Here is a 15,150-nt window from a genome sequence, read left to right as displayed (position 1 = left end):
CCTCGTGGGCGACCTGTTCACGGTCGTGCCGGAGCTGGCGAGCACGCTCGCCTGACGACGCTGCTAGCGCAAGAAGCGGCAACGACAAGCCGCCAAACGCGCACCCGCCGCGGCGCCCACAAGCGCCGTGGTCATTCGATAGAAACGACAACCAGACCCGCCGCAAACGGCGTCATGCACCCGCCGAAGGCGGCACGGGGCATGCGCGCTTGCCGCAACGAGACGGCACTGGTTGCATGACGTGGAACCGGAGACACCATGACGACACCCTCGATCGAAACGATCAAGGCGCATCCCGAATACCGGCAGCTGATTGCCGTGCGCCGGCGCTTCAGCTTCACGCTGACCGCGCTCATGATCGCCATCTACTACGGCTTCATCCTGGTCGTCGCGCTCGCGCCGCATCAGCTCGCGCATCCGCTCTATGCGAGCGCCACCACCAGCGTCGGCATTGCCGTTGGCGTAGGCATCATCCTGTGCGCTGTTGCGCTCACCGGCCTCTATGTGCTGCGCGCCAACCGCCGCTTCGATCCGGCCATGCGCGCGCTCATCGCGAAGCTCCATGACGGGGTGCCTGCATGAAGCCAGCCCGCCTTCTCCCCGCACTCGCACTCGCGGCCGCCAGCGGCTTCGCCCGCGCAAACGTGCCCGCTGCCGCGGCAGCGCCCATGCCCGCGCCCCAGCACAACCCGGTAGCCATCGGCATGTTTGTGCTTTTCGTTCTCGTGACGCTCGGCATCACGCAGTGGGCCGCGCGCCGCACGCGCACCGCGCACGACTTCTACACGGGCGGCGGCGGCATCAGCGGCTTGCAGAACGGCCTGGCGATTGCCGGCGACTACATGTCCGCGGCTTCGTTCCTCGGCCTCTCGGGCATGGTGTTCATCTTCGGATTCGACGGACTCATTTACTCGATCGGCTTTCTCGTCGGCTGGCCGTTCGTGATGTTTCTGATCGCCGAGCCGCTGCGCAATCTCGGCAAGTTCACGTTCGCCGACGTGGTCGCCTATCGCTTCGAGCAAGGCCCGATCCGCCTGATCACCTCGGCCAATTCGTTGATGGTCGTGATCTTCTATCTGGTCGTGCAGATGGTGGGCGCGGGCAAGCTCATCGAACTGCTGTTCGGGCTCGACTACTGGATCGCCGAAATCGTCGTGGGCGTGCTGATGGTGATCTACGTGTTCTTCGGCGGCATGAAAGCCACGACGTGGGTGCAGCTCATCAAGGCGGCGCTGCTGCTGTGCGGCGCGACGTTCATGGCGGTGCTCGCGCTTGCGCACTTCGGCTTCAGTGCGAACGAGATGTTCCGCCAGGCCGTCAACGTGCACCCGGGCGCCCTGAGCATCATGGCGCCGGGCAAGCTGATTCGCGATCCGCTGAACGCGCTCTCGCTCGGTATCGCGCTGATGTTCGGCACGGCAGGCTTTCCGCATATCCTGATGCGCTTTTTCACGGTGCCCAACGCGAAAGAGGCGCGCAAGTCGGTGTTCTATGCCACGGGCTTCATCGGCTACTTCTACCTGCTCACGTTCGTGATCGGCTTCTCGGCGATCGCGCTGCTCGCCCAGCATCCCGAGTTCTTCCGCGTCGACGCGGCGGGCCACTTCAATCTCACGACCGACCTGCTCGGCGGTTCGAACATGGTGGCCGTGAAGCTCGCCCAGGCGGTGGGCGGCAACCTGTTCTACGGCTTCATCGCGGCGGTCACGTTCGCGACGATCCTCGCCGTGGTGGCAGGCCTCACGCTCTCGGGCGCAACCACGGTCTCGCACGATCTCTACGCAAGCTGGCTCGCGCGCGGACGCAAGAACGAGCATCGCGAGATGCGCATCTCGCGCGTCGCGACACTCGTACTCAGTGCAATTGCAATCGGCCTCGGCATCCTCTTCGAGCACGCGAACGTGGCATTCCTCGTGGGTCTCGTCGCGGCCGTGGCGGCCAGCGCCAACTTCCCGATGCTCGTCATGTCGATCTTCTGGAGCGGCATGACCACGCGCGGCGCGGTTGCAGGCGGTACGCTCGGCCTTGTCTCGTCGGTACTGCTCACGGTCTTCTCGAAGTCGGTGTGGGTCGACGTGCTCCATCACGCCCACGCACCCGTGTTCCTCGACAATCCCGCGATCGTTTCCGTGCCGCTCGCGTTCTTCGGTATCTGGGCAGTCTCGCGCCTCGACGCCGGTGCGCGCGCCCGCAAGGAACGCGAGGCGTTCGCCGCGCAGGAATTCTACGGCCAGACCGGACTCCTGCCGATGGAGGCCGTGAAGCACTAAGGCACTGAGGCGCTAAATCGCCTGATCGCGCAACGAAACGGACAACGTCATGCGCGAGTCCCGCGCCCCTCAGCGTATGCATCACGCACGCTGCGGGGCGCTTTCTTTTGGCCTTCATAGCGGCGTGCGCGGCGCGCCAACACCACGGCGCACGCGCAATTGCGGCGCCGGTTATAGTGCGCATGGGACGCGGCGCGCAACCGGGCGCACCGCGCGCCGCCCGATCAACCGCCGCCACGCCCGTACCCAGCCGCACCGCCGATGGAGCACGCCTACGATCATCTGCTGCACCTGCTCGCCGCGCACGCTACGTGGACGCTTGCTTTTGTCGTGGTCGCCGCTTTTCTCGAATCGCTCGCGTTCATCGGCACGTTCGTTCCCGGCAGCACGGCGATGTTCATTGCGGGCGCGTTCGCAGCCACGGGCACGATCAATCTGGGCTGGCTCTTCGTTTGCGCCATAGTGGGCGCCGTGGCCGGCGACGGCGTGAGCTTCTGGATCGGCCACCGCTACCGCGGCTCGCTTGGCCAGATGTGGCCGTTCAGCCGCCACCCCGGCATTCTCGAACGCGCGCAGGCCTACTTCGTGAGCCACGGCACACGCAGCGTGATCCTCGCGCGCTTCATCGCGCCGCTGCGCGCCGTGGTGCCGATCGTCGCGGGCATGGCCGGCATGAAGCCCATGCGCTTCTTCATGATGAACGTGATCTCCGCGCTCATCTGGGCGCCCGCGCATATCGTGCCGGGCGTGGTGTTCGGCGCCTCGCTCCAGCTCGCGGGCGCGGTGTCGTTCCGGCTCGTGGTCGTGATCGGCATCGTTGCGCTCGCGATCTGGCTCATCTGGCGCTTCGTGCGCATGTTGCTCCTGCACATCGACAACTGGGCCGGCGCGTCGCGGCGCAGCGCGGCGCAGTGGGCGGCGCAGCATCCCGGGCGCGCCTCGAAGCGTCTCGCCCGCCTGCTCGATCCGGCGCAGCCCGCGCTCGGCCCCGTGATCGTGATCACGGGCCTCGTGCCGGTATGCGCGGCCGTGTTTTCCTATGTGCTCGGCAACGTGCTGCGCGGCGAGCCGCTCGTGCAGCTCGACCAGTCCGTGCGCCAGTTCCTTCAGTCGATCCACACCACATGGGCCGATGCGACGCTCGCGCGCGTCGAGACACTCGGCAGCACCTGGACGCTGGCGGCGCTCATCGCGACGATGGCCGTGTGGATGGTGCTGGAGCGGCGCTGGCGCACCATCGCTTACTGGATGATTGCGGCGGCCGTTTCGCAGCTGCTCATCCTCATGCTGCGCTTCGTGATCCACCATACGGCGACGGGCGGCGGCCAGGCCATCGAAGCCTACGTATTCCCGAGCGACCGCGTGGCGTCGATGGTGATCGTCTACGGCTTCGTGATGTTCCTGCTCGTGCGCCGCGCGAGCATGCTCGAGGCCGCGCTCGTCGCCGCGCTCGGCAACGCGATTGTCGTGTCCGTGGCGTTCGCGGGGCTCTACTTCGACCGTTTCCTGTTCTCGGACGCCATCGGCGGCGCAGCCTTCGCCGCGATCTGGGTGGCGATCGTCGTGCTCACCTCGCTTTGGCGCTACCCCAAGCGGCCGCCGCAACGTCCGTATGTGCCGCCCATCGTGCTCATCGTGCTGGTCGGCGCCGTTCTCCTGCAGACGGTGCCGTCAGTGCGCCCACCCGCGCCGCCTACGACCGCCACGGCGGCGCCGCCCGTCGTCATCACGCAATTGCAGTGGAGCGACTCGCTGTGGAGGACGTTTGCGTGCTACCGCTTCGACATGAAAGGCGCGCGCCGCGAGCCGATGACGATCCAGTGGGCCGCAAGCGCGGACGACCTGCGCACGGCGCTGCGCGACGCAGGCTGGGCCGAAGGCCCGCAGATCTCGCTGAGAAGCGTGCTTTCGCTCGTTGCGCCGAACGTGGACGTGATGTCGCTGCCGCTGCTGCCGAAGCTGAACAACGGCCTGCCCTCGCCGCTCGTGTTCGCCCGCGCGCGCCTGACCGACGGGAATGACGCCGGAGACGAAAAGCTCGCGCCGGGCAGCCACCGGGACGTGCTGCGCTTTTGGCCTTCAGGCTATGCGCTCGCGCCGCGGCATGCTGGAAGCAACAATGGCAATGGCAACGCAGACGCAGGGGAACTCACGCCAATCTGGGTCGGCTCGCTCGTGCACGAGCGACTGCGCCGCGGTTCCTGGCCGTTCAACGTCGTCACGAGCTACCTCGACGACGCCTCGGACCTCAGCGCCCCCGGCCAGCCGGCCGGCTGGCGCACGCTCGCGCTGCCGGGCGAAGCGGGTTGCGAGGGGCGGTCCGTGAAGCTGATCGTGCAGGGCGGCCGCTGAAAGGCAAATCGAAAGCTCAGGCGGTGCTCTCGCCCCAGCTTCCCGTGGCATGGAAGCGGTCGATGCGCTTGCGGGCGTCCGCGTAGGCGGCGTCGAGCGCGGCGTCGGACCCGGTGTAATTGCGCATCATGTCGTGAAAGCGCACGCTGCGCCCTTCGACATGGGCATCCGCGCCGTGGCGGCAAATGTAGCCGCTGTAGTGGAACAGCGGCTCGGGCGAGCGCGGCCCGAACGCCGGAATCGGCAGCACCCAGATCTCGAAGCCTTCATGCTCGGTGTGGTCCCACATGGCGTGTCTCCTGTCCCATGCCTAACATGCCAATATCGTCGCACGGCACCCCTCTCGCCTGCAAACGGCCTTTTTCCGCGAGTTTGGCTAAACTATGCGGGCGCAGCAGAACTCAAACCCGATTCCCAAGCGATACCCCACATCATGACGCCGGCCTCTCTCACGCAGGAACCGCAGTCCGTCTCCAGCGCTGTTACGCGCAACGCCTTCTTCATCGTGGCCACCGTCAACGAAGACGCAGCAAGCCGCGCCACCGTGCGCGCCTGGTGCGCCGACGTCGCCAACCTCGTGCGCGCGGTGGGCAAACGCGTGCCCGCGGGCAATCTCTCGTGTGTGGTGGGCTTTTCGTCCGACGCATGGGACAAGCTGTTCGGCGAACCGCGCCCGGCCAACCTGCATCCGTTCCGCGAATTCGGCACCGGCGAGCGCCGGGCGATCGCCACGCCAGGTGACATTCTGTTGCATATTCGCGCCGACGAAACCGACCTGTGCTTCGAGCTCGCCACCCAGCTCATGACGCGCCTGGAAGGCGCGGTCACGACCGTGGACGAAGTGCACGGCTTTCGCAACTTCGACATGCGCGCGATGATCGGCTTCGTCGACGGCACCGAAAATCCCACGGGCAACGAAGCCGTGCATTTCACCGTAATCGGCGAAAGCGACGACCCCGAATTCTGCGGCGGCAGCTACGTGCTCGTGCAGAAGTACCTGCACGACATGAAAGGCTGGAACGCGCTTTCTGTGGAAGCCCAGGAGCACATCATCGGGCGCACCAAACTCCAGGACATCGAACTGGACGAAGCCGTGAAGCCGAGCTGGTCGCACAGCTCGCTCACCACGCTCGAAGACAACGCGGGCAACGAGATCAAGATCCTGCGCGACAACATGCCGTTCGGCCGGCCCGGTTCGGCCGAATTCGGCACCTACTTCATCGGCTATGCGCGCTCGCCCGAGCCGATCGAACAGATGCTCGAAAACATGTTCGTCGGCCTGCCGCCCGGCAACTACGACCGGCTGCTCGACTTCAGCCGCGCTGTCACGGGCAGCCTGTTCTTCGTGCCTTCGCAACCGTTGCTCGAAGCGCTCGCCGAAGTCGATCCGGGTGCCGCGCCCACCATCGAAGCGAGCGCCGCCACGTCATCAGAAACAGAATCCGGGCCTGCCGCCGCGCCGAGCGCGGACGGCTCGCTCGCCATCGGATCCCTCAAAGGAGCACCCCGGTATGAATAACCTCCATCGCGAGCTGGCGCCCATTTCCACGGCCGCGTGGTCGCAAATCGAAGAAGAAGTCGCGCGCACCTTCAAGCGCTCGCTCGCGGGCCGCCGCGTCGTGGACGTCGAGGGCCCCGGCGGCCCGGCGCTCGCGGCAATCGGCACCGGCCACCAGAACGGCATTGAAGCGCCGCTGGAAGGCATCCGCGCGCGCCAGCGCGAAGTGAAGGCGATTGTGGAATTGCGCGTGCCGTTCGAACTCTCGCGCGACGCCATTGACGACGTGGAGCGCGGCGCAGAAGACTCCGACTGGCAACCGGCCAAGGAAGCGGCCACGCGCCTCGCGTTCGCGGAAGACCGCGCGATCTTCGACGGCTACACGGCCGCGCAGATCACGGGCATTCGCGAAGGCTCGTCGAACCCGATCCTGCCGTTGCCGGCCAATATCGCCGACTACCCCACGGTCATCGCCAAGGCGCTCGAACAGTTGCGTCTGCAAGGCGTGGACGGCCCGTACACCGTGCTGCTCGGCTCCGATGCCTACACGGCGGTGAGCGAAGCGAGCGATCAGGGCTATCCGGTTCTCGAGCACATTCGCCGTCTCGTGAACGGCGAGATCATCTGGGCGCCGGCCATCGAAGGCGGCGCGATCCTGAGCACACGTGGCGGCGATTTCGCGCTCCACCTCGGGCAGGATGTGTCGATCGGATATTCGTCGCATGACGACAAGAGCGTGAAGCTTTATCTGCAAGAGAGCTTTACGTTCTTGATGCTGACTTCCGAGGCTTCGGTGGCGGTGAAGCCGGAATAGGCCACGCTGATTCCCTTAAGCCACGAAAAAGGGGCGCTCCGTGACGAGCGCCCCTTTTTTCATGCCTTGCCTCTAGTGCTCAATGAACGATCACTGATAGAAGTTCACGGTCACGACTGCTGAGCGGCCCGGCGCCCAGGTTGCATAAATCGGGTACGCGCTCTGGTAGTACTCCTTGTCGAAGATGTTGTTCACGTTGAGCTGCAGATCGATCTTCTTCGACACGCGCCACGTAGCCGAAGCATCGAAGCGCGCATAGCCCGGCGTCCATTTGCGCGAAGTCGCCGAAACCGATGCATACGTCAGGCTCGAAACCGTTGCGCCCGCACCCACCGTGAGCTTCGGCAGCACGTCATAGCTCGTCCACAGCGTGAAGTTGTGCTTGGGCACCATCACCATCGGCAGGCCGGAGAGTGCCGGGCTCGCCGGGCCGGCGTCGGTCGTGATCGCGTCGAGGTACGAATAGCCGCCGAACACGGACCACTTGTTCGTCACGTTGCCCGCGAACCCGAACTCGAAACCGCGCACGCGCTGCGAGCCTGCGTTGATCGTGCCGCCCAGGCCGTCGCTCACGCGCGCGTTGGTCTTTTCGGTCTGGAACAACGCCGTAGTGAGCGAGAGGCGCTGATCGAGCACATCCCACTTCGCGCCCACTTCGATATTGCGCGAGCGCTCGGGCGCGAGATCCTTGTTGGTCGCCGTGATCTGGTCCGTGCCGCCGCCCAGGCCCGAATTCGAGCCCGGCGGATTCGCCGAGGTGCCGTACGACGTATAAAGGCTCAAAGTCGGGATCGGCTTGAACACGAGGCCGAACTGGTAGCTGAAGAGATTCGACGTATTCGACAGATCGGCCACGCCCGCCTGCTGCGCGGTCACGTCGTAGCGGTCGAAGCGCAAGCCCGCGTTGAAGATCCAGCGCTCGGAAAGCTGCACGCTGTCGAACATGTACGCCGAAGCGATATTCGTCTGCGTATGCGTGGCCGGTCCCGGGAAGCTCTTGTCGCCGTTCAGGACAATGCTGCCCGTCCACGGATTGTTCGGATTCCAGTTGTTGATCGACGCGCAGTTGTACGCGACCGAGCACGGACCGCCCGAGCGGATGTTGTTGCCCGCCGAGTCGGTCACGAGATAGCCCTCGTAAAGGTCCTGCTCGTGGCTGAACTCCACGCCTGCCGTGAACGTGTGGCGCATGCCGTAGAGGTCGAACTTGCCGGTCGCTTCCGTCTGGTTCGCGACGCTGTTGGTCGCGTACTTGCCGCTCTTGGCCTGCAGGCTCAGGATGTTCGAGGTCGCGTTCGTGAGCTGCGGATTGGTCGCGACGTAGTCGAGCGTCGAGCGGCCGAACATCGTCGTGTTCTTGATCTTCCACGCGTCGTTGATGCGGTGCTCCACCTTCACTTCGCCCGTGTCGGTCTGCCCGTAGCGGTAGTCGCGCGTGTTCAGGCCGTAGAACTGGCCGCGGTTGGACGACACCGGCGTGCCGCCCGTCGAGCGGAACGGCACGCTGAAGTCGGGCATGTCGTAGGTGTTCAGGTGGTAGTAGCTCACCGTGACCGTGGTCGGCGAGTTCAGGCCGAACGCGATCGAGGGCGCCACGCCCCAGCGCTTGCTGTACACGTCGGTGCGGCCCGCCTGGTCGGCGTCGTGGCCCATGGCGTTCAGGCGGAACGCGGTGGTGTCGTTGAGCGTCTGGTTCCAGTCGATGGTGGCGCGGCGGTAGCTATCGGTGCCAAGACCCACGCTGCCGTTGATGAAGTTATCGGCCTGCGGTGTTTTCGTCGTGATGTCGATGCTGCCGCCTACCGAGCCGCGCCCGGCATACACGGAATCCGGGCCCTTGATGACGCTGATGTTCTGCACATCGAAGGTTTCGCGATTCTGCACGCCCGAGTCGCGCATGCCGTCCACAAAGATCGAGTTGCGCGATTCGAAGCCGCGAATCACGGGGCGATCGGCGGAAGGATTCGCCGCCGCGTCGCCGCCGAGGAACGTGATGCCGGGCACCGTGCGCAACGCGTCCTGGAACGTCGTGACGTTCTTTTCCTTGAGCACTTCCTCGGGAATCACCGTGACCGAGCGCGGCGTGTCGATGAGCGGCGCCGTGAACTTGTACGAATCGAGCGCTTTGGTCTGCATGTCGGAAGGCGCGGAAACGACCTTCACGGCGGGCAGCGTGCTTTCCGTAGCGGCGGTTGACGATGCCGGCGCAGCTGGCGCTGCGCTCGCGGCGGCTGAACTGTCGGCGGCAGGTGCGGTTTGCGCGTAAACGAGAGGCGATGCGAAGAAACCGGAGCAATAGAGCGCAGCGACGGAAGCGATGGCGCGCATCCGCGTCGGGAAATGGACGGACATGAGTGAGCGAGTTGGTCGGCGAAATGTCGTTGTTACGAATGCGCATGATTCTCATTCGTTATTTCGATTGTAATAACTTGTTATATGTTTGTAAATATTCAATGAGAAATTCGTAGGCCGCGGCAAGCGCCAAGGTCCACGCAAGGCGCAGGAGCGAGCCCCCCCCCCGCCGCCCCCGACTGCCGGTATGATGGCGGCCTCACCGCGGACGACGCGTCGTCCCGGCGCCCGGTTCCATTCACGAAGACAGAGGAAGACCGCCATGACGGCAGCAGCACAATTCGACCAGGTTTCCGTAATCAAACGCGCCAACGTCTACTTCGACGGCAAGTGCGTTTCGCACACCGTGCTGTTCGCCGACGGCTCGCGCAAGACGCTCGGCGTGATCCTGCCGGGCACGCTGAACTTCGGCACCGACGCCGCCGAACTGATGGAAGTGCAGGCCGGCCAGTGCCGCATCCGCCTGGAAGGCACCGACGAGTGGAAGACCTACAGCGCCGGCGAGTCGTTCTCGGTGCCGGGCAAGAGCCGCTTCGACATCGACGTGATCGAGACGCTCGACTACGTTTGCAGCTACCTGTAAGCGCCTCGCCTGACCCGACGCCCGCCGCGCGACTCGCGGCGGGCGTTTTCGTTTTTGCCGGGGCGCGCCGGGCGCCCTGAACGTGCTGGACGCGCCGCCCTTACCCGCTCGCTACAATGGGCGCCAGCCCGTCGCCCCGCGACTTTCCCGCTCGCCTTTCCGCCGTGTCATCCCTCGATCCCCTTCCCTCGCCGCGCCCTCGCGCCAACGCCGATCGTCCGCCGCCGCGCAGCCCGCTTGCCACGCTTGCGATCGTGACCGTGCTTACCGGCATCGGCGCGGGCCTGGGCGGCATGCTGCTCGCGCTGCTGCTGCACGCGATCCAGCACGTGGCCTACGGTTACGGCGCGGGCCATATCGTCGGAGCGGAGAGCTTTCTGCAGGGCGTGACCGATACCGCGCCCTGGCGGCGCGTGGCCGTGCTCGTGGCCTGCGGGTTGATCGGCGGTGGCGGATGGTGGGCGCTCTATCGCTACGCACGTCCGCTCGTCAGCATCAGCGCGGCGATCAAGCCGGGCGGCAAGCGCATGCCGATTTTCGCGACCACCGTTCATGCGCTGCTGCAGATCGTGACCGTCGCGATGGGTTCGCCGCTCGGGCGCGAAGTCGCGCCGCGCGAGATCGGCGCCGCGTTCGCAAGCTGGCTCGCGAAACGTACGGGCCTCACCGCTGCGGAGCGCCGTGTGATGATCGCGTGCGGTGCGGGCGCGGGGCTCGCGGCGGTGTACAACGTGCCGCTGGGCGGCGCGATTTTCGTGCTCGAAGTGCTGCTTGGCACGTTCGGCTGGTCGGTGGTGGTGCCGGCCATCACCACCTCTTCCATTGCCGCCGTGATCGCATGGATCGGTCTTGGCGACGCGCAGCAATACCACGTGCCGCCCTACGGCATCAATGCGCAGCTCGTGGTGTGGTCGGTGCTTTGCGGGCCGCTGTTCGGCGCAGCCGCGCACGGTTTCTCGCGCGTGACGAACCGCGCGCGCGAGGCGTCGCCGAAGGACTGGCGGCTGCCGCTCTACACGCTGGTGAATTTTGCGGGCATCGGCCTGCTGGCCATCTGGTTTCCGCAGTTACTCGGCAACGGCAAGGGCCCGGCAGGCCTGAGCTTCGACGACAACCTCGGCATTGGTCTGGCCGCCACGCTGCTCGTGCTGCGTGTATTCATCACGACGACCACGTTGCGCGCGGGCGCCAAGGGCGGCCTGCTCACGCCGGGACTCGCGAACGGCGCGCTGCTCGCCATCGTGATCGCGGGGCTGGTGAATCACGTGTGGCCCGGTCTTTCGCCGGGCGCCTTTGCGATCGTCGGGGCGGGCGCGTTTCTCGCATCCTCGATGCAGATGCCGATTACCGCGACCGTGCTGATCCTCGAGTTCACGCACGTGAATCACGATCTGGCGATTCCACTGCTGCTCGCCGTGGCAGGTTCTGTCGCCACGCTGCGGCTGCTGGCGCGCGCGCAGCGTCCTTCGCACGGCGCCCCAACGCTCGGCGCCGAGCGCGAACTGCGGCTCGCCGCGCTGCGCGAGCCGTCGGCGCGCGAGTCCTCCGACTAACCCGCTATTTGCCGAGGTCAGCCAACGGATGTGCCTCGGCACGCCACGGCGACGCAAGGAAGTGCTGCACGCGTTCGGCGCGCACTTCCACGAGCGTGGCCGGCGCCCAGCGCGGCTTGCGGTCCTTGTCGACGAGATGCGCGCGCACGCCTTCGCAGAAGTCGCCTTCCTCGATCGCCCGGCCTACGATGCCAAGCTCCATGCGGAAGCACTCGGCGAGCGTCATCTGGCGGCCGCGCAGCAGCGCTTCGCGCGTGACTTCGAGCATCGTCGGCGAATAGTGCGTGAGCGCTTCTAGCGTGCTTTCGAGCCACGCCTGTTCCGCTTGCGAGTGGTCGTGTTCGAGGTCGGCGCGCAGCGAGGCGACGATCTGCTCGACACGCAGGCGACGGTCGAAGTGCCGCACGACGAGCGACGTGAACGTTGCGAGCGCGCCCTCGTTCGCCTCGTGACACGGTGCGACGAACACTTCGCGCAACGCCGCATGCACATCGCCTGACCATTGCGCGGCCAGAAGACGCGCCTCGTAATCATCGAGCCATTCGCCCGGCACGCAGGCATCCGCGAGGCCGCAATGCACCGCGTCCGCGCCGCCAAGCATCGCGCCGGTCAAACCTACGTATAGCGCCATCTCCACCGGCATCTGCGCGAGGAAGTGCGTCGCGCCCACGTCGGGCAGCAAGCCGATGCGTGTTTCCGGCATGGCGATCTTCGTGCGCGAGGTCGCTACGCGCAGCGACGCCGCCTGGCCAAGACCCATGCCGCCGCCCATCGTCACGCCGTCTAGCAGCGCGACGAGCGGCTTGGAAAACGTATGCAGTGCGTAATCGAGGCGATATTCGTCAATGAAGAATTGCTGCCAGCCGTTCGCGCCCTCACGCGCTTTCTCGCGCGCCAGCTGGTAAATCGCGCGCACGTCGCCGCCCGCGCAAAAACCTTTCGGGCCCGCGCCTTCGAGCACGAGCGCGACGATGCCGTCGTCCGTGCGCACGCGTTCCAGCAGCACAGCCAGTTCGCGCACCATGGCGTGCGAAAGCGCATTGAGCGCAGACGGACGATTGAGCGTGACGATCGCCACGCGATTGACCACGCGAAACAGCACATTCTTTTCGGCTTCCGTTGCCGCCTGATCGCAAGCGGGTGTTGCACTCATTACTTAGCTCTCCGTTTCAAGATGCCAGTGAGGTTTGCGCTTATCCAGAAACGCGTTGACGCCTTCACGCTGGTTAGGCGAATCGAACAGATCGACGAAGCGCTCGCGCTCGACAGCGAGCGCCGCGTCGCGCGGCACGCCATTGCGCGCCTGATGGATCAGCGACTTGCTGAAGGTGACTGCTTGCGGGCTCAAGCCCGCGACACGCGCGGCCATGGCGAGCGCGGCCTCGCGTGCGCCGCCCGTTGCGACGACTTCCTCGACGAGGCCGATGCGCAGCGCCGTTTGCGCGTTCACGCGCTCGCCCGTAAGGATGATGCGTTTGGCCCAGCCTTCGCCCACGAGCCAGGGCAAGGTCTGCGTGCCGCAGCCGGAGGGCAGCAGCCCCACGGCGGGCTCGGGCAGAGCGAGTTGCGCATGCTCCTCGGCAATGCGGATATCGCAGGCGAGTGCGCACTCCAGGCCGCCGCCCATTGCATAGCCGTTGATCGCCGCGATAACCACGGGCCGCGCCTTCTGCAGCGCCTCGAATGCCGCGCCGAACGCGCTCGCCGCGGTGCGCGCGACCTCGCGATCGCCATTGGCGAAGGCATTGAGGTCGGCGCCCGCGCTGAAAAACTTCGGCCCGCTGCCGGTGATGACGATGGCGCGTACCTGTGGTTCGCGGTCGAACGCTTCGATGACCTGCTGCAGCTGCCGCAAGCCGTCGACCGTGAAGGCATTCGCCGGTGGCCGCGAAAGCGTGAGCAGGGCCACCGCGCCTTCGTGCGCGTACTCGAATTCGATCATTTCGGACTCCGTGTGGATATCAGCGCAGCTCGGGGAAATCCTCTTCCCAGTACTCGTCGGGCTGGCGCGCGGGTTCGGCGCTGCGCTCCATTTCGCGGCGGCGCAGTTCCACGCGGCGAATCTTGCCCGAGATGGTCTTGGGCAAGTCGCTGAACTGCAGGCGGCGAATGCGCTTGTACGGCGCGAGCTTTTCGCGCGAGAAGCGGAACACCTCTCGTGCGAGTTCGGGGCTCGCTTCGAAACCCTGGCGCACGATGACGAACGCCTTCGGCACTGAAAGGCGCAGTTCGTCCGGACTCGGCACGACTGCCGCTTCGGCGATCGCTTCATGCTCGATCAGCACGCTCTCCAGTTCGAACGGGCTCAGGCGGTAATCGGACGACTTGAACACGTCGTCGGCGCGGCCCACGTAGACGTAGTAACCATCGTCACGACGCAGCGCCACGTCGGACGTATGGTAGTAGTCGTTGCGCATGGCGTATTCGCTCGCTTTCGCGTTGTTCGCGTAGCCCGTCATGAGGCCGAGCGGACGGTGCAGGAGCGGCAGAGCGATCTCGCCTTCGCTCGCGGGATGGTCGTCGGCATCGACGAGTTCCACGCGATAGCCCGGCAGCGGGCGCCCCATCGAGCCCGCCACCACGGGCTGGCCCGGCGAATTGCCGATCTGGCAGGTCGTTTCGGTCTGGCCGTAGCCGTCGCGGATCGTGATGCCCCACGCGTGACGCACGCGCTCGATGACCTCGGGGTTCAGCGGCTCGCCCGCCCCCACGATCTCACGCAGCTTCACCGCATACGTTGCGAGCGGCTCCTGCACGAGCATGCGCCACACCGTGGGCGGCGCGCACAGCGTAGTCACGCCGCATTGCACGAGCGCGGCGAGCGTGTCTTTCGGCACGAAGCGCGCGTAGTTGTAGACGAACACACACGCCTGCGCGTTCCACGGCGCGAAGAAGCAGCTCCACGCATGTTTGGCCCAACCCGGCGAACTGATGTTCCAGTGGATGTCGCCCGGCATGAGGCCGATCCAGTACATCGTCGAAAGGTGGCCTACGGGGTAGCTTTCGTGCGTGTGCTCGACGAGCTTGGGCTTCGAGGTCGTGCCCGAGGTGAAATAGAGCAGGAGCGGGTCGGTGGCGCGCGTCGGGCCGTCGGGTTCGAAGGCGGCGCTCGCTTCGTACGCGCGCGAGAGATCGATCCAGCCTTCGCAGGCATTGGGCGCCGCGCCAACCGCGATACGCTTCACGCTTTTGTCGAGCGCATCGAATTTGCCGAGTTCGGCGGCGTCCACCACGACGTAGCCCGCGCCGCCCGTTTCCACGCGCTCGCGCACGTCGTCGGGCGAGAGCTGCGTCGTCGCGGGCAGCACGATCGCGCCGAGCTTCATTGCCGCCAGCATCACGTCCCAGAGTTCGACGCGATTGGGCAGCATCAACAGCAAGCGGTCGCCGCGCACCACGCCCTGCTCACGCAGGAAGTTCGCCATGCGCGACGAGCGCTCGGACATCTGCGCGAACGAATAGCGCGTGCCGCCGTTCGCGAGGTCGTCGACGATCCAGAGCGCCGGGTTGTCGTTGCCGCGCGCCATCACGTCGAAGTAGTCGAGCGCCCAGTTGAACGTGTCGAGCTTCGGCCACGCGAACTCGTCGTAAGCGCGTACGTAGTCGGTGCGGTGACGCAGCAGCAATTCGCGTGCGTCGATGAAGGCCTGCGCGGAAGGGGTGAACCCGGTCATCGTCGTCTCCTTATTTCATCGGCGCGTACGCGCGCTTATTTTTACTTTGCCATC

General features: G+C 65.9%; 12 protein-coding genes. 7 read left to right on the top strand and 5 right to left on the bottom strand.

From position 1 onward, the window contains the following. Nucleotides 1-258 precede the first annotated feature (258 nt). The 3 genes from U5A52_RS05350 (at nt 259) to U5A52_RS05340 (ending at nt 4,622) form a co-directional block, all read left to right on the top strand. Entirely contained in the window at nt 259-582 is a 324-nt protein-coding gene (locus tag U5A52_RS05350) for a DUF485 domain-containing protein (RefSeq protein ID WP_321934138.1), read from the top strand. Continuing rightward, nucleotides 579-2,270, top strand: coding sequence for a cation acetate symporter (locus U5A52_RS05345; RefSeq protein ID WP_415773511.1), 1,692 nt, complete (start codon nt 579-581; stop codon nt 2,268-2,270). Before U5A52_RS05350 ends, U5A52_RS05345 begins: the two co-directional genes overlap by 4 nt. A gap of 261 nt (nt 2,271-2,531) precedes the next feature. Next, nucleotides 2,532-4,622, top strand: a complete 2,091-nt coding sequence (locus tag U5A52_RS05340) for a VTT domain-containing protein (RefSeq protein WP_321934137.1) — start codon at nt 2,532-2,534, stop codon at nt 4,620-4,622. A gap of 16 nt (nt 4,623-4,638) precedes the next feature. Here the strand turns inward: U5A52_RS05340 and U5A52_RS05335 are convergent, their stop codons facing one another. Then, nucleotides 4,639-4,911, bottom strand: a complete 273-nt coding sequence (locus U5A52_RS05335) for a hypothetical protein (protein ID WP_321911344.1) — start codon at nt 4,909-4,911, stop codon at nt 4,639-4,641. A gap of 144 nt (nt 4,912-5,055) precedes the next feature. Here U5A52_RS05335 and U5A52_RS05330 point away from each other — a divergent pair, with 144 nt between their 5' ends. After that, on the top strand, nt 5,056-6,141 hold the full coding sequence (locus U5A52_RS05330; protein ID WP_321934136.1) for a Dyp-type peroxidase: 1,086 nt from the start codon (nt 5,056-5,058) through the stop codon (nt 6,139-6,141). Next, complete coding sequence (locus U5A52_RS05325) at nt 6,134-6,934, top strand: family 1 encapsulin nanocompartment shell protein (RefSeq protein WP_321934135.1); 801 nt, start codon at nt 6,134-6,136, stop codon at nt 6,932-6,934. The genes U5A52_RS05330 and U5A52_RS05325 overlap by 8 nt, the downstream gene beginning before the upstream one ends. 90 nt (nt 6,935-7,024) lie before the next feature. Here U5A52_RS05325 and U5A52_RS05320 read toward each other — a convergent pair whose 3' ends face one another. Continuing rightward, entirely contained in the window at nt 7,025-9,286 is a 2,262-nt protein-coding gene (locus tag U5A52_RS05320) for a TonB-dependent siderophore receptor (protein ID WP_321934134.1), read from the bottom strand. Between the two features lie 262 nt (nt 9,287-9,548). On the opposite strand from U5A52_RS05320, the gene U5A52_RS05315 reads away from it, so the two are divergent. Next, nucleotides 9,549-9,869 (top strand): pyrimidine/purine nucleoside phosphorylase, encoded by a 321-nt coding sequence (locus U5A52_RS05315; protein WP_254337311.1) that lies wholly within the window; start codon nt 9,549-9,551, stop codon nt 9,867-9,869. Nucleotides 9,870-10,033: 164 nt separating this feature from the next. Continuing rightward, on the top strand, nt 10,034-11,422 hold the full coding sequence (locus U5A52_RS05310) for a chloride channel protein (RefSeq protein WP_321934133.1): 1,389 nt from the start codon (nt 10,034-10,036) through the stop codon (nt 11,420-11,422). A 4-nt stretch (nt 11,423-11,426) separates the two neighbouring features. Here the strand turns inward: U5A52_RS05310 and U5A52_RS05305 are convergent, their stop codons facing one another. Genes U5A52_RS05305 through U5A52_RS05295 form a run of 3 tightly spaced genes read right to left on the bottom strand, consistent with a single transcriptional unit; the run spans nt 11,427 to nt 15,096 of the window. Then, a complete protein-coding gene (locus tag U5A52_RS05305; RefSeq protein WP_321934132.1) occupies nt 11,427-12,575 on the bottom strand; it encodes an enoyl-CoA hydratase/isomerase family protein in 1,149 nt (382 codons plus the stop codon). Nucleotides 12,576-12,578: 3 nt separating this feature from the next. Beyond that, on the bottom strand, nt 12,579-13,364 hold the full coding sequence (locus U5A52_RS05300; protein WP_321934131.1) for an enoyl-CoA hydratase: 786 nt from the start codon (nt 13,362-13,364) through the stop codon (nt 12,579-12,581). 19 nt (nt 13,365-13,383) lie between these two features. Beyond that, nucleotides 13,384-15,096 carry an AMP-binding protein gene (locus U5A52_RS05295; RefSeq protein ID WP_321934130.1) on the bottom strand — a complete coding sequence of 571 codons (1,713 nt, stop codon included), beginning with the start codon at nt 15,094-15,096 and terminating at the stop codon, nt 13,384-13,386. Nucleotides 15,097-15,150 lie beyond the last annotated feature (54 nt).

Origin of the sequence: Paraburkholderia sp. J8-2, from assembly GCF_905220195.1 — a bacterium.
In the GTDB taxonomy this organism is placed as follows: Bacteria; Pseudomonadota; Gammaproteobacteria; order Burkholderiales; family Burkholderiaceae; genus Paraburkholderia.
Note: the sequence above shows the minus strand (reverse complement) of the source record. Positions and strands in the feature narration are given on the sequence as shown.